The sequence below is a fragment of the Pseudomonas sp. HR96 genome (assembly GCF_034059295.1).
Classification (GTDB): domain Bacteria; phylum Pseudomonadota; class Gammaproteobacteria; order Pseudomonadales; family Pseudomonadaceae; genus Aquipseudomonas.
In genome coordinates, this window is sequence record NZ_CP139141.1 from 1,644,793 (window position 1) to 1,663,140 (window position 18,348).

At 65.4% G+C, this 18,348-nt stretch carries 17 protein-coding genes and 1 riboswitch; of the genes, 9 read left to right on the forward strand and 8 right to left on the reverse strand.

Annotated elements, in window-relative coordinates:
• Window positions 1–10: 10 nt before the first annotated feature.
• A complete protein-coding gene (gene mnmC / locus SFA35_RS07715; protein WP_320576872.1) occupies window positions 11–2,008 on the reverse strand; it encodes a bifunctional tRNA (5-methylaminomethyl-2-thiouridine)(34)-methyltransferase MnmD/FAD-dependent 5-carboxymethylaminomethyl-2-thiouridine(34) oxidoreductase MnmC in 1,998 nt (665 codons plus the stop codon).
• Window positions 2,009–2,221: 213 nt separating this feature from the next.
• On the opposite strand from mnmC, the gene SFA35_RS07720 reads away from it, so the two are divergent.
• Window positions 2,222–3,004, forward strand: a complete 783-nt coding sequence (locus tag SFA35_RS07720; protein ID WP_320576875.1) for a CatB-related O-acetyltransferase — start codon at window positions 2,222–2,224, stop codon at window positions 3,002–3,004.
• A 104-nt stretch (window positions 3,005–3,108) separates the two neighbouring features.
• Complete coding sequence (gene pap, locus SFA35_RS07725; protein ID WP_320576878.1) at window positions 3,109–4,605, forward strand: polyphosphate:AMP phosphotransferase; 1,497 nt, start codon at window positions 3,109–3,111, stop codon at window positions 4,603–4,605.
• Window positions 4,606–4,680: 75 nt separating this feature from the next.
• Here the strand turns inward: pap and SFA35_RS07730 are convergent, their stop codons facing one another.
• Together SFA35_RS07730 and SFA35_RS07735 are read right to left on the reverse strand one after the other, a co-directional pair.
• On the reverse strand, window positions 4,681–4,881 hold the full coding sequence (locus tag SFA35_RS07730; protein WP_320576879.1) for a DUF6316 family protein: 201 nt from the start codon (window positions 4,879–4,881) through the stop codon (window positions 4,681–4,683).
• 145 nt (window positions 4,882–5,026) lie between these two features.
• The gene (locus SFA35_RS07735) at window positions 5,027–6,421 is read right to left on the reverse strand and encodes a class II fumarate hydratase (RefSeq protein WP_320576881.1); all 1,395 of its coding nucleotides are present in this window, start codon (window positions 6,419–6,421) and stop codon (window positions 5,027–5,029) included.
• A gap of 182 nt (window positions 6,422–6,603) precedes the next feature.
• Here SFA35_RS07735 and SFA35_RS07740 point away from each other — a divergent pair, with 182 nt between their 5' ends.
• The 6 genes from SFA35_RS07740 to SFA35_RS07765 all read left to right on the forward strand — a co-directional run bounded on the left by SFA35_RS07740 (window position 6,604) and on the right by SFA35_RS07765 (window position 12,759).
• Complete coding sequence (locus SFA35_RS07740; RefSeq protein ID WP_320576885.1) at window positions 6,604–7,137, forward strand: DUF2059 domain-containing protein; 534 nt, start codon at window positions 6,604–6,606, stop codon at window positions 7,135–7,137.
• 3 nt (window positions 7,138–7,140) lie between these two features.
• Complete coding sequence (locus tag SFA35_RS07745) at window positions 7,141–7,443, forward strand: BolA family protein (protein WP_320576888.1); 303 nt, start codon at window positions 7,141–7,143, stop codon at window positions 7,441–7,443.
• Window positions 7,444–7,563: 120 nt separating this feature from the next.
• Window positions 7,564–8,502, forward strand: a complete 939-nt coding sequence (locus SFA35_RS07750; protein WP_320576890.1) for a rhodanese-related sulfurtransferase — start codon at window positions 7,564–7,566, stop codon at window positions 8,500–8,502.
• Between the two features lie 3 nt (window positions 8,503–8,505).
• The gene (locus tag SFA35_RS07755) at window positions 8,506–9,144 is read left to right on the forward strand and encodes a DsbA family protein (RefSeq protein ID WP_320576892.1); all 639 of its coding nucleotides are present in this window, start codon (window positions 8,506–8,508) and stop codon (window positions 9,142–9,144) included.
• Window positions 9,145–9,424: 280 nt separating this feature from the next.
• On the forward strand, window positions 9,425–11,929 hold the full coding sequence (locus tag SFA35_RS07760) for an EAL domain-containing protein (protein WP_320576895.1): 2,505 nt from the start codon (window positions 9,425–9,427) through the stop codon (window positions 11,927–11,929).
• Between the two features lie 44 nt (window positions 11,930–11,973).
• Window positions 11,974–12,759, forward strand: a complete 786-nt coding sequence (locus SFA35_RS07765; RefSeq protein WP_320576896.1) for a TenA family transcriptional regulator — start codon at window positions 11,974–11,976, stop codon at window positions 12,757–12,759.
• A 6-nt stretch (window positions 12,760–12,765) separates the two neighbouring features.
• Here SFA35_RS07765 and SFA35_RS07770 read toward each other — a convergent pair whose 3' ends face one another.
• From SFA35_RS07770 to SFA35_RS07785, 4 genes are read right to left on the reverse strand one after another with little or no spacing between them, the layout of a single operon-like run.
• The gene (locus SFA35_RS07770) at window positions 12,766–13,503 is read right to left on the reverse strand and encodes a YciK family oxidoreductase (protein ID WP_320576898.1); all 738 of its coding nucleotides are present in this window, start codon (window positions 13,501–13,503) and stop codon (window positions 12,766–12,768) included.
• 2 nt (window positions 13,504–13,505) lie between these two features.
• Window positions 13,506–14,177, reverse strand: a complete 672-nt coding sequence (mupP, locus tag SFA35_RS07775; protein WP_320576905.1) for an N-acetylmuramic acid 6-phosphate phosphatase MupP — start codon at window positions 14,175–14,177, stop codon at window positions 13,506–13,508.
• A 2-nt stretch (window positions 14,178–14,179) separates the two neighbouring features.
• Entirely contained in the window at window positions 14,180–14,878 is a 699-nt protein-coding gene (ubiG, locus tag SFA35_RS07780; RefSeq protein WP_320576907.1) for a bifunctional 2-polyprenyl-6-hydroxyphenol methylase/3-demethylubiquinol 3-O-methyltransferase UbiG, read from the reverse strand.
• Window positions 14,879–14,922: 44 nt separating this feature from the next.
• Entirely contained in the window at window positions 14,923–16,263 is a 1,341-nt protein-coding gene (locus SFA35_RS07785) for a TRZ/ATZ family hydrolase (RefSeq protein WP_320576909.1), read from the reverse strand.
• A 116-nt stretch (window positions 16,264–16,379) separates the two neighbouring features.
• Between SFA35_RS07785 and mtnA the strand changes: the two genes are divergently transcribed.
• Complete coding sequence (mtnA, locus tag SFA35_RS07790) at window positions 16,380–17,456, forward strand: S-methyl-5-thioribose-1-phosphate isomerase (protein WP_320576911.1); 1,077 nt, start codon at window positions 16,380–16,382, stop codon at window positions 17,454–17,456.
• A gap of 88 nt (window positions 17,457–17,544) precedes the next feature.
• Here mtnA and SFA35_RS07795 read toward each other — a convergent pair whose 3' ends face one another.
• Window positions 17,545–18,051, reverse strand: a complete 507-nt coding sequence (locus SFA35_RS07795; RefSeq protein ID WP_320576914.1) for a 6,7-dimethyl-8-ribityllumazine synthase — start codon at window positions 18,049–18,051, stop codon at window positions 17,545–17,547.
• Between the two features lie 100 nt (window positions 18,052–18,151).
• A riboswitch (FMN riboswitch) is annotated at window positions 18,152–18,310 on the reverse strand.
• Window positions 18,311–18,348: the final 38 nt, after the last annotated feature.

The window sequence follows — 18,348 nt, forward strand, 5'->3', positions numbered from 1 at the left end:
GGTGGACGGATCACTGCTGGCGAATCAGCCGGCGCAGCGCGAAGCGGTTGGGATGGCAGGCCAGGGCAACCTCGAGGGGCACCGGCAAGGGTTCGTGGTCGAGCCAGGCGGCAATCAGTTCGCCGGCCAGCGGTGTGGTGATGAGGCCCCGCGAGCCGTGGCCGCTGTTCACGTAGAGGCCGTCGAGCCAGGGGCAGGGCGCCGCAGGCATCTGCCGGGCGTCCTTGGCCAGGGCGGCATAGCGTGTGGCGAAGGCCTCGGCGTCGGCCAGCGGGCCGACGATGGGCAGGTAGTCCGGGCTGGTGCAGCGAAACGCGGCGCGCCCTGGCAGCTCGGCCTGGCGGTCCGGATCCGGATCCGGATCCGGGTCCAGGTCCAGGCGCTGGCACAGGTCGGTCGAGATCTCCGCCAGCAGCGCCAGGTTGCTGGCCTGCTCGGCGGCGGTCGGGGTCAGGTCGGTGCTGTGAAAATCGAAGCTGGCGCCCAGTGTGTGCTCGCCGTTGCGGGCCGGCGCCACATAGCCTTCGGCGCACACCACCGTGCGCAGGGCGCTGCTGGCGGCAGTCTGCGCCAAGCAGGTGATCTGCCCGCGAATGCGTTTGAGCGGCAGCTGCGCGGTCACCGGCAGGCGGGTGACGTCGGCGGCGCCGCACAGCACCACGGTGGCGGCACTGGCCAGCAGTTGCTGTTCATCCCAGGCCTGCCACTGGTCGCCCTCGCGGCGCAGTCGCAAGAGGTGGCGATGGGGCAGCAGGGTGATCAGCGGGTGCGCCGCCAGTTGCTGGCATAGCGCCTTGGGGTGCACCCAGCCGCCCTCGGGGTAGAACAGCCCGCCTTGGGCCAGGCCGACACCGGCCAGGGTCTGGGCCTCGGCGCGGTCGACAGGCCGCAGCAGGTTGCCGGGGAAGGCATCGGCCAGCTTGCGCTGGCGCGCCTGTTCCTTGTCGTCGAAGGCCAGCTGCAACACCCCGCAGGCGTCCCAGGCGCTGCCCCGGGGCAGCTCCTCGAGCAGCCGGCGAGTATGGCCGAAGCCGCTGAGGATCAACCGCGATAGGGTCGTGCCGTGGGCCGAAAGCTTGAGGTAGAGCACCCCTTGGGGGTTGCCCGAGGCCTCTTCGGCCAGTTCGCCGTGGCGCTCCAGGAGGCTCACCCGCCAGCCGCGGGCAGCCAGGCTGGCGGCTGTGGCGCAACCGGCCAGGCCGGCGCCGACCACCAGCGCGTGACGTTCGCCGCAGGGCGCGGGCGGCCGGGCGAACCAGGGAGGTGTCGGTTTTGCGCCGGGGGCGTCGGTGGGCACGCCCAGGAATTCCCCGCGCAGGACCTCCCATTTATGGCCGATGCCGGGCACTCGCTTCATCTTGAACCCCGCCGCCGACAGGCTGCGACGCACCCAGCCGGTGCTGGTGAAGGTGCCCAGGGTCGCGCCGGGCGCCGACAGCCGGGCCAGTTCGGCGAACAGCTCGGGGGTCCACATCTGCGGGTTCTTGGCCGGGGCAAAGCCGTCGAGGAACCAGGCGTCGACCTGACCGTCGAGCTGTGGCAACTGTTCCAGCACATCGCCGATCAGCAGGGTGAGGCTGACGCGCCCGGCGGCCAGCGTGAGGCGCTGGAAGCCCTGGTGAATGGCCACATACTGTTGCAGCAGGCGCTCGGCCTGGGACGCCAGTTGTGGGAACAGCGCCAGCGCCCGGGTCAAATCTTCGCGGCTGAGCGGGTATTTTTCCACGCTGATGAAGTGCAGCCGCGCCGCTGCTGGCGCGTGAGCCTCGAACAGCTGCCAGGCGCAGAGAAAATTCAGCCCCGTGCCAAAGCCGGTCTCGCCGATGACCAAGGTCTGGTTTGCGGCCAGTTCGGCGAAACGCGACACCAGGCGGTTCTGTTCGATGAACACGTGCCGGGTTTCGGCGAGGCTGCCGTCCAGGGCGAAGTACACGTCGTCGAACACGCGTGAGCGTGGGCGACCCTGTTCGTCCCAGTCGAGCTGGGCGTGAAGGGGCGGTTGATTCATGGGGCGCTGATGTCTCGAGCTGGCGTCGCGGGCTGGGCAGGCATTCTAGCGGATCCTGATGGCAGACGGCTCGCGGGGCGATCTGGCGCTTGCGCGAACACAGCAAATGCATCGAAAATGTTACGAAATTGGTGCTGGCATAACAGAAGTATCGCGTAAGATTGTAAGCAATCTATATCGCTGTCCATCCGAAAGCAGGTTTCGAGAGCGCCCATGTTTGACCCTTTGGCCCTTTGCCTGGCCGGCGGCCTGGTCATCGGCCTGGTACATCGCCGTTTCTTCAGCGAGCAGGCTCGCAGCCGCCGCGCCCACAAGTTGATACAAAAACTGCCACGCATCGAGCGGGGTGCGGCGCGGTTCGCCCTGCAGTATCCCGAATATCAATACGGTCGCGGCAGCTATGGCCTACCGGTGGTGCATGACCACAAGCAAGGCGCCACCCTGAAGATCGGCGCCTTCTGCTCCATTGGCGGGCGCGTGCAGATTCTGCTCGGCGGCCACCACCGCACCGACTGGGTCACCACTTATCCGCTGTCCTATTACCTGCCGCAGATCGCCCACACCGGGCGGTACGACTACACCCGTGGCGACGTGGTGATCGGCAACGACGTGTGGCTGTGCGACGGCTGCACCATCCTTTCCGGGGTGACGGTCGGCGATGGCGCCGTCGTGGCGGCCAACGCCCACGTGTTTCGTGATGTGCCGCCCTACGCCATCGTCGGCGGCAACCCGGCCGGCATCATCGGCTACCGCTTCCCCGAGGCCATTCGCGAGGAGCTGCTGGCCATTGCCTGGTGGAGCTGGTCCGACGAGCAGATCATCGCCGCTGGCGACAAGCTGTGCAGCGACAACATCCAGGATTTCATCGACTACGCCCGCGGCAACGGCAGCGCCGCCGGCCGGGCGAGCGGGGCGACCATCCTGGGCTACCCGGAGAAGTCGCCCCGTGCCAGCGAGTCGGCGGCCCGCAGCCGAGCCAAGAACGGTCGGTTCTAGGCGCGCTGCGGGCCACTAGGCAAGGCGACATTCGAGAACTAACCGGGCTGCCGTCGGTCGGTTAGAAGGCGTCACGCTCTCTCATCGCCTGAGGATCCCGCCCTATGTTCGAATCCGCCGAAATCGGTCACGCCGTCGACAAGGACAGCTACCACTCCCAGCTCCCGGCTTTGCGCGAGGCCTTGCTGGAGGCGCAGTACGAACTGCAGCAACAGGCGCGGTTCCCGGTCATCATCCTGATCAACGGCATCGAAGGCGCTGGCAAGGGCGAGACCGTCAAGCTGCTCAACGAATGGATGGACCCGCGTCTGATCGAGGTGCGCACTTTCGACGAGCAGACTGACGAGGAGCTGGCCCGGCCCCCCGCCTGGCGCTACTGGCGCCAGCTGCCGGCCAAGGGCCGCATGGGGGTTTTCTTCGGCAACTGGTACAGCCAGATGATCCAGGACCGGGTGCACGGTCGCTTCAAGGACGAGGTGCTGGATCAGGCCATCAATGAAGCCGAACGCCTGGAACAGATGCTCTGCGACGAAGGCGCGCTGATTTTCAAGTTCTGGTTTCACCTGTCCCGCAAGCAGATGAAAAAACGCCTGGAAGCGCTCAAGGACGATCCATTGCACAGCTGGCGCATCAGCCCGCTGGACTGGCAGCAGTCCAAGACCTACAAGCGTTTCGTGCGCTTCGGCGAGCGGGTGTTGCGCCGCACCAGCCGCGACTACGCACCCTGGCACGTAATCGAAGGCGTCGACCCGCATTACCGCAGCCTGGCCGTCGGCAACATTCTGCTCGAAGGCCTGCAGGCCGCCTTGAAGAAGCCGGTGGTGCCGGTGCATCAAGCCATGGCGCCGCTGGGTGAGAGTATCGACCAGCGCAGTCTGCTCGGCAGCCTGGACCTGAGCAAATCATTGGAAAAGGACGACTACGAGCAACAGTTGGCGGCCGAGCAGGCGCGGTTTTCACGGTTGATGCGCGACAAGCGCATGCGCCGCCATGCCCTGGTCGCCGCCTTCGAAGGCAACGATGCGGCAGGCAAGGGCGGCGCGATCAAGCGCGTGGCGGCGGCGCTGGACCCGCGTCAGTACCACATTGTGCCGATCGCCGCGCCGACCCAGGACGAGTTGGCCCAGCCTTATCTCTGGCGGTTCTGGCGGCAGATCCCGGCGCGCGGGCAATTCACCGTATTTGACCGCTCCTGGTACGGGCGGGTGCTGGTGGAACGGGTGGAGGGCTTTGCCAGCCAGGCCGACTGGATGCGCGCCTATGGCGAGATCAACGACTTCGAGGAGCAGTTGCAGCGCGCCGGCGTCATCGTGGTGAAGTTCTGGCTGTCGATCGACAAGCAGACTCAGCTGGAACGGTTCAAGGCGCGGGAGAAGATCCCATTCAAGCGCTACAAGATCACCGACGACGACTGGCGCAATCGCGACAAGTGGGACCTGTACCGCGACGCAGTGAACGATATGGTCGACCGCACCAGCACTGAAGTGGCGCCCTGGACCCTGGTCGAGGCGAACGACAAGCGCTATGCGCGGATCAAGGTGCTCAAGACTTTGGGGGATGCATTGGAAGAAGCGTTTCGCCGCAGTGACAAGCACAGGTAGGTAGCGGCGAGGCGCGCACCCACAGGATGCTGGCAAATAGGGGGCGGACGGGCGCTGCCGGCCGCCCCCCGCAAATCAATGCTGACGCTGACGCAGATGCTCGGACAGCTTTTCGACGTATTCCATGCTGCCACGCTCAGCTTCCGCACGGCTGGCAAAGGGGCCCTCGAGGGTGTTCTCGCGGGTACTGAAATAGTAGGCGCCGTTGATCAGGCTGAACCGGTTGGCCCGGAAATGGGTAGACGGGACAGGATCTTGCGCACGTTTGCCATACATAGTCTGGGGTCTCCTCAATGAATGCCCTGAGGGGCCGTTCAAGTTTTGGCGATCAAAGTTTAGCCGGTACCGCCAGCCTGGGCCGTGGCTCCAGACCGGCGGTAGTGTGCCATCAATTGACGCGCCGGGGCATGTCTTATAGCCCTCAGCCGTGCCTGCCCGATTCCAGCATGTTCTCCGGGCGCACCCATTCGTCGAACTGCGCGTCGGTCAGATAACCCAGCTGCAGTGCCGATTCGCGCAGCGTCAGGCCCTCGGCATAGGCTTTCTTGGCGATTTCGGCGGCCTTGTCATAGCCGATGTGGGGGTTCAGCGCGGTGACCAGCATCAGACCGCGTTCAAGGTGGGCGGCCATCTGCTCGGCGTCAGGTTCCAGACCTGCCACGCAGTGCTGCTGGAAGTTGCTGCAACCGTCGGCCAGCAGGCGGATGGACTGCAACAGGTTATGGATGATCACCGGCTTGTAGACGTTGAGTTGCAGGTGCCCCTGGCTCGCAGCAAAGCCGATGGTGACGTCGTTGCCCAGTACCTGGCAGGCCAGCATTGACAAGGCCTCGCATTGCGTCGGGTTGACCTTGCCGGGCATGATCGAGCTGCCCGGCTCGTTGGCGGGCAGCTTGACCTCGGCCAGGCCCGCGCGCGGCCCGGAGCCGAGCAGGCGCAGGTCGTTGGCGATCTTCATCAGCGCCACCGCCAAGGTTTTCAAGGCGCCGGACAGCGCGGTCAGCGGCTCATGCCCGGCCAGCGCAGCGAACTTGTTCGGCGCGGTGACGAAAGGCAGGCCCGACAGCGCCGCCAGCTCGGCGGCTACCGCTTCGGAGAAGCCGTGCGGAGCGTTCAGGCCGGTGCCCACGGCTGTGCCACCCTGGGCCAGCTCGCAAACAGCCGGCAGGGTCGCGCGGATGGCGCGCTGGGCGTAGTCGAGCTGGGCCACGTAGGCCGAGAGCTCCTGGCCAAAGGTGATGGGCGTGGCGTCCATCATGTGCGTGCGACCGGTCTTGACCAGGTGCTGATGGCGCGCCGATTGCTCGGCCAGGCCGGCGGACAGCTCGGCGATCGCCGGCAGCAGCTGGTAGGTCACCGCCTGCACGGCAGCGACGTGCATGGCGGTGGGGAAGCAGTCGTTGGAGCTCTGCGAGCGGTTGACGTGGTCGTTGGGGTGCACCGGCAGCTTGCCGCCACGGCCTTTGCCGGCCAGCTCGTTGGCGCGCCCGGCGATCACCTCGTTGACGTTCATGTTGCTCTGGGTGCCGCTGCCGGTCTGCCAGACCACCAGCGGAAACTGGTCGTCGTGAGTGCCGGCGAGCACTTCGTCGGCCGACTGCTCGATGAGCCGGGCGATGTCTGCCGGCAGGTCGCCGTTGCGATCGTTGACCCGCGCTGCTGCCTTCTTGATCAGAGCCAGGGCATGCAATACGGCCAGGGGCATACGCTGGTCGCCGATGGCGAAATTGACCAGCGAACGCTGGGTCTGCGCGCCCCAATAGGCTTCTTCGGGCACGTCGACGGGTCCCAGGCTGTCTGTTTCGATCCGGCTCATCAAGTTGCTCCCTAAAAGTTGGAATCAGCAGTGTAGGCACTTCCCATTAGGGTACGCCGGGGCGCTGCGGTTCCGTCGGCTGGCTGGGCGCTCTGCCAGCTCGGGGTTGAGCGATCCCCCCGCTTGGGCGCAGAATGGGCAATTCCGGGGGATCCACCTCGCCTGACAATGAAGGAAACTCGATGACCCGTTTTCGTGCCATCTGTACTGCGGCCGTTCTGGTATGTGCCAGCAGCCAGGTGCTTGCTGATACTGCCAGCCACAATGCCGCTGCTGAAAACTTCCTGATGATGGCCCACGCCGACAAGGCGGGTACTCCGGTGTACATGCAGGTGCAGCAGATGTTTGCCCAGCGCTTCGAGCAGACCAAGGCGCCCGCTTCCAAGCAGGCTCTGCTGGAAACCTATCAGGCCAAGGCCAACGCTGCCCTGGACCAGGCGATCGGCTGGCCGAAGATCAAGCCGGACATGATCAAGATCTACACCGACAACTTCACCGAGCAGGATCTCAAGGACCTGGTCAAGTTCTACCAGTCGCCGCTGGGCAAGAAAGTCCAGGAAAAAATGCCGACCGTGACCCAGCTGTCTGCCCAGATGACCCAGCAGAAGCTGGAAAGCGCGGTGCCTGTGGTCAACAAGCTGCTGGCCGACATGACCAACGAGTTGGCCCCGGCCGACAGCAAGGCGGCCCCTGCCGCTCCCGCGAAGAAGCCGTAAGCGATGTCCATGCAGCAGCGTATCGAGTCCGCCCTGGGCCTGCTGCAGCCGCAGCATTTGCAGGTGCTTGATGAAAGCCACATGCACAGCCGCGGCGAGCAGACCCACTACAAGGCCGTGGTGGTCAGCGAGCAGTTCGCCGGCCTCGGCAGCGTCAAACGCCACCAGAAGGTCTACGCCTTGCTGGGTGAGCTGATGGGGCAGTTCCATGCCCTGGCGCTGCACACCTACACCCCCGAGGAGTGGCAGGCCACCGGCGCTGCGCCGGCCTCGCCGACCTGTGCCGGTGGCGATCAGCGTCACTGACAAATGGCCGCAAGGGTTTGCTAGAATGCACGCGCGCCGGCAGGGGCTCCCTGCCGGCGCGTCTGTTTTCAGCCCGGTTCCCCTTTGCGAGGGTGACCCCCCGGATAAGGTTTGTTTGTCATGACCCACCCCATCGTCGTCGCGGCGTTGTACAAATTCGTCTCCCTGCCCGACTACCACGACCTGCGCGAGCCGTTGCAGCAGGCCATGCTCGACAACGACATCAAAGGCACACTGCTGATCGCCGAAGAAGGCATCAACGGCACCGTCTCCGGCACCCGCGCCGGCATCGACGGGCTGCTGGCCTGGCTGCGCAACGACCCGCGCATGCTCGACATCGATCACAAGGAATCCTACTGCCAGGAGCAGCCGTTCTATCGCACCAAGGTCAAGCTGAAGAAGGAAATCGTCACCCTGGGCGTGCCCGGCGTGGACCCCAACCGGCAGGTTGGCACCTATGTGGAACCCGCCGACTGGAACGCCTTGATCGATGACCCCGAGGTGCTGCTGATCGACACGCGCAACGACTACGAAGTGGCCATCGGCACCTTCAAGGGCGCCATCGACCCGCAGACTACCTCGTTCCGCGAATTCCCCGAATACATCAAGCGCCATTTCGACCCGGCGGTGCACAAGAAGGTGGCGATGTTCTGCACCGGTGGCATCCGCTGCGAAAAGGCCTCCAGCTACATGCTCGGCGAGGGCTTTGACGAGGTGTACCACCTCAAGGGCGGCATTCTCAAATATCTCGAAGAGGTGCCCGAGCCGCAGAGCCGCTGGCAAGGCGACTGCTTCGTCTTCGACAACCGGGTCACCGTGCGCCACGACCTCACCGAAGGCGACTATGACCAGTGCCACGCCTGCCGCACCCCCATCAGCGTCGAGGATCGGCAGTCGGCGCATTACTCGCCCGGCATCAGCTGCCCGCATTGCTGGGACAGCCTGAGCGACAAGACCCGCAAGAGCGCGACCGACCGCCAGAAGCAGATCGAACTGGCCAAGGCGCGCAATCAGCCGCATCCTATCGGCCACAACTACCGCAAAGCTGCCGAGGGTTAACCGATGGGTGATCGCCGCCTGGTCTATGTCATGGACCCAATGTGCTCGTGGTGCTGGGGCTTCGCCCCGGTGGCCAAGGCCCTGATCGCCCAGGCGGCGCAGGCCGGGGTGGCCACCCACCTGGTGCTTGGCGGCCTGCGCACCGGCGCCGGGGCAGCGCTGGACGAGACCAAGCGCGCCTACATCCTCAAGCACTGGCAAAGCGTGGCCGAGACCACCGGCCAGGCCTTTCGCTTCGACGCTGCGCTGCCCGAAGGCTTCGTCTACGACACCGAGCCGGCCTGCCGCGCCGTGGTCGCCGCGCGCCTGCTCGACCCGGGCTGCGCCATGGTGCTGAGCGAGCTGATCCAGCGTGCGTTCTACGTCGAAGGCCAGGATGTGACCCGCACCCCCTTGCTGGTGGAGCTGGCGGAGGCCGCCGGGGTGCCGCGCATCGAGTTCGCCGAGGCGTTCGATAGCGTCCAGGCGCTGGACGCCACTCGGCGCGACTTCGCCTGGGTCGAAGACCTGGGTATCGCCGGTTTTCCGACCCTGCTCGCCGAGCGTGATGGACAATTGGCGCTGCTGACCAATGGGTATCTGCCTCTCGAGCAGATCGCGCCGCTGCTGGCGCGCTGGTTGGAGCGGGCGGCGCAGGGGTGATGGGGCAGGGGGCGAAGCCCCCGAGTTCTGGGGGCTGAGTCCATCACTCGGGGTCTTTGCTCCTTTCTGCATTTGTCCGCGTTGCTGACCTGTGCCAACCTTTCACTGAACGACAGTGACCTTTACGCCAAACTCTAGGGTCAAATGACACGACCCAAGGCAGGACTGGCTGTGCGCCAAAAAAGCATCGTATAGTCGTGCCGGTTTTTAGCCTAGTCTGTGCAAGCGCGAATCACGATTTGCCTTGCAGTTGTCTCGCTCAGCTGACGCATAGGACCTCATGAACCACAAACGGACGCTTGAAACACCGCGCTTGCTGGGCATCGTCTGGCCTTTTATTGCAGTGGTCATTTTTCTGGCAGTGCTGGGCTGTGTCAGCCTCTACGCACTCTCGGCGGTACGCAGTTATGTGGCCGGCGAGAGCCTGTGGTCCAAGGGCCAGAAAGACGCCATTTATTTCCTCAACCTCTACGCCGACGGCGGCGACGAGGACATCTATCGCAAGTATCAGCAGGCGATTGCCATTCCCCAGGGTGGGCACGCCCTGCGCATCGCCCTGGCGCAGTCCGAGCCCGACCTGCAGGCCGCACGCGCCGGCATCCTGCAGGGCGGCAACCACCCGGACGATGTCGAGAACATCATCTGGCTCTACACCAACTTCCACGGCATCAGCTACATGTCCCGGGCCATCGACCGCTGGACCGTGGGCGACGAATACCTGGTCAAGCTCGATCAGCTGGCGCGCCAGATGCACGAGCGCATGGCTGCCGGCCCCGCCAGCGGCGAGGAGGTCAGTCGCTGGAAACAGCAGATCATGGCCATCAATGACGGCGTGACCCCGGCGGCCATCGAGTTCAGCGATGCCCTGAGCGAAGGCTCGCGCTTTTTGTTGCATGTGCTGGTGTTCAGCAATCTGATCACTGCCCTGGTGCTGATCGCCCTGGCGCTGTGGCGCACCCACAAGCTGCTCGGCCAGCGGCAGGCGTTTGCCCAGGCGCTGCAACTGGAAAAGGAACGCGCCCAGGTCACCCTTGCCGCCATCGGCGACGGGGTCATCGCCACCGACTCCGAGGGCCTGGTGGCCTATATGAACCCGGCCGCCGAGCAGCTCACTCACTGGGTGGCCGGGCAAGCGCTGGGCCTGCCGCTGGCCTCGTTGTTCAGCTTGCAGGATGAAAAGCTCAACCTGCTCGACGACAAGGCCGGCGCCGCGGACGACGCTGCCGAGAAGGGCGACTTCGTGCTGCTCGAACAGATCCTCGAAGGCGACCTGTCGGCGGCCAGCGAGCACTCCAAGCTGCTGCAACGGCTGGACGGCAGCACGGTGCCGGTGACCCTGGTCGGGTCGCCGATTCACAGCCACGGGCACATCAGCGGTGCGGTGCTGGTGCTGCACGACATGACCCAGGAACGCCAATACATAGCCAACCTGTCGTGGCAGGCGACCCACGACGCCCTGACTGGCCTGGCCAACCGCCGCGAATTCGAGCTGCGCCTGGAGCAGTCGCTGGACGCTGTGGCGCGTCAGCAGGGACGTTGCTCGCTGATGTTCCTGGACCTCGACCAGTTCAAGCTGGTCAACGACACCTGCGGTCATGCGGCCGGCGACGAACTGTTGCGACACATCTGCGCGCTACTGCAATCGTGCCTGCGCGAAGGCGACACGCTGGCGCGGCTGGGCGGCGATGAATTCGGCATTCTGCTCGACGACACCCCGGGCGACGTCGCCGAGAAGGTCGCCGAAACCCTGCGCCAGACCGTGCAGAACCTGCATTTCGTCTGGCGCGGGCGACCCTTCGTGACCACCATCAGCGTCGGCCTGGTGCACATTGCCCAGGTGCCGATGACCCTGGAGGCGTCGCTGCGGGCCGCCGACATGGCCTGCTACATGGCCAAGGAAAAAGGCCGCAACCGCGTGCAGGTGTATCACGCCGACGACTCCGAGCTGTCCCTGCGTTTCGGCGAGATGGCCTGGGTGCAGCGCCTGCACATGGCCCTGGAAGAAAACCGTTTTTGCCTGTACGCCCAGGAAATCGCGTCGTTGCGCGAGGCCGACGAGCCGTTGGGCGGGCACATCGAGATTCTCCTGCGCCTGCACGACGAGTCGGGCCGAGTCATCATGCCCGAGGCCTTCATCCCGGCCGCCGAGCGTTACGGGCTGATGACCGCGCTGGACCGCTGGGTGGTGCAGAACGTGTTCAAGGTCATCCAGCAGTGCATGCGCGAGGGCACCCAGGGGCCATTGGCGATGTGCGCGATTAACCTGTCGGGCATCAGCATCGGCGACGACGAATTTCTCGAGTACCTGCACGAGCAGTTCGCCCGTTACGCGATTCCGCCGGAGCTGATCTGCTTCGAGATCACCGAGACCATCGCCATTGCCAACCTCGGTAGCGCGATCCGCTTCATCAACGAGCTCAAGGGCCTGGGCTGCCATTTCTCGCTGGACGACTTCTGCGCGGGCATGTCCTCGTTCGCCTACCTCAAGCACCTGCCGGTGGACTACCTGAAAATCGACGGCAGTTTCGTCAAGGACATGCTCGACGACCCGGTGAACCGCGCCATGGTCGAGGTGATCAATCACATCGGCCATGTGATGGGCAAACGCACCATCGCCGAATTCGTCGAGACCCCGCTGATCGAGCAAGCCTTGCTGGAGATCGGTGTGGATTACGCACAGGGCTATCTGATCGAGCGTCCGCAGCCCTTTACCAGTGACAGCCTGCAGCGGCGACGGGTCCGGCCTGCGCCGCTGCTGTTTCGCACGCCCGGCACGTTTCGTTGAAACGCCCGGGCCCACGTGCTTCTGCATATCAAGGAGATTTGCCTGTGATCGATGCGTTTACCCGGAGCGGCCCGTTGATGGAGGCCACCAGCTACCCAGCCTGGGCTCAGCAGTTGCTCGCCGATTGCCAGCCGAGCAAGCAGGCGGTGGTGCAGCACGAGCTGTATCGCCTGATGCGCGACAACCAGCTGGATACCGCCACCGTGCGCGAGTTTCTCATCGGCGGCTGGCCGGTGGTCGAGCAGTTCGCCCTGTATATGGCGCAGAACCTGACCAAGACCCGTTTCGCTCGCCACCCTGGCGAAGACATGGCCCGACGCTGGCTGATGCGCAACATCCGCGTGGAGCTCAACCATGCCGACTACTGGGTCAACTGGGCGGCGGCCCATGGCGTCACCCTGGCCGACCTGCAGGCCCAGCAAGTGCCCGCCGAGCTGCACGCGCTGAGCCACTGGTGCTGGCAGAGCTGCACGTCGGACCCGTTGATCGTGGCCATGGCGGCCACCAACTACGCCATCGAAGGCGTGACTGGCGAATGGGCGGCCGTGGTCTGTTCATCCCCGGCCTATGCCCAGGCGTTCCCGGAAGAGGGCCGCAAGCGCGCCATGAAATGGCTCAACCTGCACGCCCAGTACGATGATGCCCATCCCTGGGAAGCGCTGGAAATCATCTGCACCCTGGCCGGCAACCAGCCCTCGGCAGCGCTGGTGGACGAGCTGCGTCGGGCCATCTGCAAGAGCTACGACTTCATGTACCTGTTCCTCGAACGCTGCCTGCAGAACCGCCGCGATGCAGCAGGGCACGCGCGCCGCGCCACGGTCTGCTCCTGACGCCGGCTACTGGGCGTCAAGGGCCTGGCCGTTGACGCCCTGGCTGGCGGGCCCCAGCAGGTAGAGATAGACCGGCATGATGTCCGCAGGCAGCGGGTTGCGTGTCGGGTTCTCGTCGGGATAGGCCAAGGCGCGCATGTCGGTGCGCGTTGCGCCCGGGTTGACGCTGTTGGCCCGGGCCCGGCTGCCTTGCAATTCGTCGGCAAGCGTCTGCATCAAGCCTTCGGTGGCGAATTTCGACACGGCATAGGCGCCCCATTCGGCGCGGCCCTTGCGCCCGACGCTGCTGGAGGTGAACACCACCGAGCCATCCGTGGCTTGCTTGACCAGGCCCAGCAGGGCACTGGTGAGCATGAAGGTGGCGTTGACATTGACGTGCATGACCTGGACGAACTGCTCGCCAGCGATCTGCTCCAGCGTGGTTCTTGGGCCGATGATCGAGGCGTTGTGCAGCAGGCCGTCGAGGCGGCCGAACTGCACCTGCAAACGATCGGCAAGCGCCTGGTAATGCGCGGGTTCGGCGCTTTCCAGGTCGAAGGCGATGACCGTGGGCGTTGCGTAGCCGGCGCTCACGATCTGCTGGCTGACGGCGATCAGGTTGGCTTCGGTCTTGCCCAGCAGGATCACTTGCGCGCCGTGGGCAGCGCAGCTCAGCGCCGCAGCAGCGCCGATGCCGCGACCGGCACCGGTAATGAGGATGATGCGGCCCTGGAGCAGGTCGGGTGGGGCGGTATAGTCGTACATGCTCAGCACCCACACAATGCCTGGTCCAGCACCCGGCGCAGGTCCAGGGGATGGTCGACCACCACGTCGGCGCCCCAGTGGCTGGGGTTGTCGTGGGGGTGGATGTAGCCATAGCGCACGGCGGCGGTGCGGGTGCCGGCGTCGCGGCCCGATTCGATATCGCGCAGGTCGTCGCCGACGAACAGCACGCTGGCCGGGTCCAGGTCGAGCATCTTGCACGCCAGAATCAATGGCTCCGGGTGCGGCTTGCTGTGGGTGACGTGGTCCGGGCAGATCAACAGCGCCGAGCGTTCGGCCAGACCCAGCTGCTGCATGATCGGCTCGGCGAAGCGCACCGGCTTGTTGGTGACCACGCCCCACAGCAGGTTGGCCTTCTCGATGTCCACCAGCAGCTCGGCCATGCCTTCGTACAGGTGGCTGTGCACTGCGCAGCCCGCCTGGTAGCGCTCGAGGAACTCCAGGCGCAGGGCTTCGAATTGCGGCGCTTCGGGGGACAGGGCGAAGGTCGCGGCGACCATTGCCCTGGCGCCACCGGAGACCACGTCGCGAATCAGTTGCGGGTCGATGGCCGGCAGGCCACGCTCGGCGAGCATGGCCTGGCAGATGGCGATGAAATCCGGCGCGGTGTCGAGCAGCGTGCCGTCCATGTCGAACAATACTGCGCGCAGTCGCATGGTCATTCCCCGCGTACGGTCTGGATCATGTAGTTGACGTCGACATCGGTGGCCAGCTTGTAGTGCTTGGTCAGCGGGTTGTAGGTCAGGCCGATGATGTCCTTGACCGCAAGCCCGGCGTCGCGGCTCCAGGCGCCGAGCTCGGAGGGACGGATGAATTTCTTGAAATCATGGGTGCCGCGTGGCAGCAGGTTCATGATGTATTCGGCGCCGATGATTGCGAACAGGTAGGCCTTGGGGTTGCGGTTGATGGTCGAGAAGAACACCTGGCCGCCCGGCTTGACCATGCGCTGGCAGGCGCGGATCACCGACGAAGGGTCCGGCACGTGTTCAAGCATTTCCAGGCAGGTGACCACGTCGAACTGCTCGGGCATTTCCTCGGCCAGGGCTTCGGCGGTGATCTGCCGATATTCCACCTGCACCCCGGATTCCAGCTGATGCAGGCGGGCCACCGACAACGGCGCCTCGCCCATGTCGATGCCGGTCACCGTGGCGCCGCGCAAAGCCATGGCCTCGCTGAGAATGCCGCCGCCGCAGCCGACGTCCAGGACTTTCTTGCCGGCCAGCGAAACCCGCTCGTCGATCCAGTTGACCCGCAGCGGGTTGATCTCGTGCAGGGGCTTGAACTCGCTTTCGCGGTCCCACCAGCGGTGCGCCAGGGCTTCGAATTTGGCGATTTCGGCGTGGTCGACGTTACTCATGGACAGATTCCTCGAACTTCAAGATTCTTCAACTAATTGGGTAATCAGGTCGCCTTGTGCGCTGCGGCGGCGATTTTCGCGCCCCACTCGCAGGCGGTGGCGTGCAGCTGCGCAGCATCCATGCGGGTCAGGCGGCGGTCGTCGAGCAGCTGTTTACCAGCAACCCAGACGTGGCGCACGCAGTCGCGGTTGCTGGCATAGATCAATTGCGAGACCGGCTCGTAGACCGGTTGCTGAGCCAGGCCCGAGAGATCGAAGGCGGTCAGGTCGGCGGCCTTGCCCAGCTCCAGCGAGCCGATCTCGTCTTCCAGGCCCAGGGCGCGGGCGCCGTTGAGGGTGGCCATGCGCAGGGCGCGGTGGGCATCCAGGGCGCTGGCCGAACCGGCCACAGCCTTGGCCAGCAGCGCGGCGGTGCGGGTCTCGCCGAGCAGGTCGAGATCGTTGTTGCTGGCCGCGCCGTCGGTGCCGATGGCGACGTTGACCCCGGCCTGCCACAGGCGCTCCACCGGGCAGAAGCCGCTGGCCAGCTTGAGGTTGGACTCGGGGCAGTGCAGCACGCTGGTGTTGGTTTCCACCAGCATGGCGAGGTCGGCGTCGTTGATCTGGGTCATGTGCACGGCCTGGAAACGCGGGCCCAGCAGGCCCAGGCGGTAGAGGCGGGCGAGCGGGCGTTCGCCCAGCTGCTCCAGCGATTGCTGCACCTCGTAGGCGGTCTCGTGGACGTGCATGTGCACGGCCGCGTCGAGTTCGTCGACCAGCACGCGGATCTTCTCCAGGTTCTCGTCGCTGACGGTGTAGGGCGCATGGGGGCCAAAGGCGATGCTGATGCGCGGGTGGTGCTTGAGGTCGCTGTACAGCTCGACGCCCTGGTGCAGGGCCTCGTCGGCATCGCGGGCGCCGGGGATGGCGAAGTCCAGCACCGGGATGGTCAGTTGCGCGCGCATGCCGCTCTCATGCACACGCTCGCTGGCGGTTCGGGGGTAGAAATACATGTCGGAAAAACAGGTGATGCCGCCCAGCAGCTGCTCGGCGATGGCCAGGTCGGTACCGTCGCGCACGAAGTCTTCGCTGACCCAGCGCGCCTCGGCCGGCCAGATGTGCTGCTCCAGCCAGGTCATCAGTGGCAGGTCGTCGGCCAGCCCGCGGAACAGGGTCATGGCGGCGTGGCCGTGGCTGTTCACCAGTCCCGGGGCCAGCAGCATGCCGGGCAGCTCGCGGGTTTCGCCAGCCTCGAGGCGCAGGGCCTGCTCGCGCGGGCCGATGAATACGATGCGCCCGTCGCGCACGCCCAGGGCGTGTTCCTTGAGCACCACGCCCGCGGGCTCCACCGGCACCAGCCAGGTGGGCAGCAGCAACAGGTCGAGCGGGGCGTGGTGCTTGGGCATGAAGGCAATCCAGTGCTTTTTTCGGGCAATCGAGGGATAGTGGCGAAGTATACCCGAGCGTCCATGCCGGGGGATCGCTATAATCGACCGCTTTTGATCTGAGCACGGGGTGTGTCATGCGCGATCGACTATTGGCTGCAGAGAAAGTTAAAGCCATCGATTGGCGGGAAGATGCCTTGTACCTGCTCGACCAGCGCAGCCTGCCGTTCGAGGCCAACTGGGTCGCTTGCCTGAGCGCCGCCAGCGTTGCCCAGGCCATCCGTACCATGGTCGTGCGCGGTGCGCCGGCCATCGGCATCAGCGCCGCCTACGCCCTGGTGCTCGGCGCCCGCGAGCACCTGGCCGCCGGCGTCGACTGGCGCGCGGCGCTGGAAGCCGACTTCACCCTGCTGGCACAGTCGCGGCCGACCGCACCGAACCTGCTCTGGGCCCTGCAACGCATGCGCGAGCGCGCCGCCCGGGTCAAGCGCGGCGACGATCCGCTGCCCGCGCTGGAAGCCGAGGCCCGGGCCATTCACGAAAGCGACCGCGAAGCCAACCTGACCATGGCGCAGCTGGGCGTGGACCTGATCCGCAAGCAGCAGGGCAATGCCCAGACCATCCTCACCCACTGCCACACCGGCGCGCTGGCGACCGGCGGTTTCGGCACGGCGCTGGGGGTGATTCGCGGCGCGTTTCTCGAAGGCATGGTCGAGCGGGTCTACACCGGCGAGACCCGGCCCTGGCTGCAGGGCGCGCGGCTGACCGCCTGGGAGCTGGCCCACGAGGGCATCCCGGTGACCTTGAGCACCGACTCGGCGGCCGCGCACATCCTCAAGACCAAGGGCATCACCTGGGTCATCGTTGGCGCCGACCGCATCTGCGCCAATGGCGATGTGATCAACAAGATCGGCACCTACCAGATGGCCGTGGCCGCCATGCACCATGGCGTGCGCTTCATGGTGGTGGCGGCCAGTTCGGTGATCGACATGAGCGTGCCCACCGGCGACGAGCTGCCGATCGAGGAGCGCGATGCCAGCGAGCTGCTGGAGATCGGCGGGCGGCGCATCGAGGCCGACGTCAGCGCCTACAACCCGGTGTTCGACGTGACCCCTTCGGACCTGATCGATGTGATCGTGACCGAGAAAGGCGCGGTGGAGCGGCCCGATGCGGCCAAGCTGGCCCAGCTGATGTGTCGCAAGCGGTTGCACTGATGCAAAAAGCTCGGGGGCTCTGCCCCCTCCCACGGTCGATGTGGGAGGGGGCAGAGCCCCCGAGAGGCCGTCAGGCCGGTCCGATCATTCAGACCGCCACTTTGTGCGGCTGCTGCAGGCGGCGTAGGGTGCGCACCTTGTGCAGGGTGTCCACGCAGGTTTTCGCCGCTTCTTCGCCCTTGTGTACGAAGTGCTTGAAGAACAGGTCGTGGTGGTATTCGCCGTCATGGAAATGGTGCGGGGTCAGTACCACCGAGAACACCGGTACCAGGGTCTCCAGCTGCACTTGCATCAGCGCGCTGACCACCGACTGGGCGACGAACTCGTGACGGTAGATACCGCCGTCCACCACCAGCGCGGCGCCGACGATGCCGGCATAGCGGCCCGACTGCGCCAGCAGCTTGGCGTGCAGGGGAATTTCAAAGGCGCCGCCAACCTCGAAGAAATCGATGTCGCTTTCCTGATAGCCCAGGCGTGCCATCTCTTCGGTAAAACCTTTGCGGCTCTGATCGACAATATCCTTGTGCCAGCTGGCCTGGATGAAGGCGACGCGCTCGGTGGAGTGGCTTTTGCTATCGATTGCGGTGGGTTGCATCTACGTTGACTCCTGTTTGTGTGAAAAACAGGGCAGTGGATCGAATGGGATTCAAGGGTACGCAGCCGTGCTCGCACGCTGGACGGCCCCTGTGTGCCAATCCCGTTCTCTCTTCATCCGGACTATGACCGTCGGCCCTGGAATCACACCAGGTCTGCTGACCCCGCCAGGCCGGGAAGGCCCTGCAGGCGCTCGCGGGCTAGACGCATTGCGCGCCATTACCGCCGGTGGGGAATTGCGCCCCGCCCTGAGAACGTTTGCCACCCATTGTGGTGGCGCGGTTTTTTTAACACATTT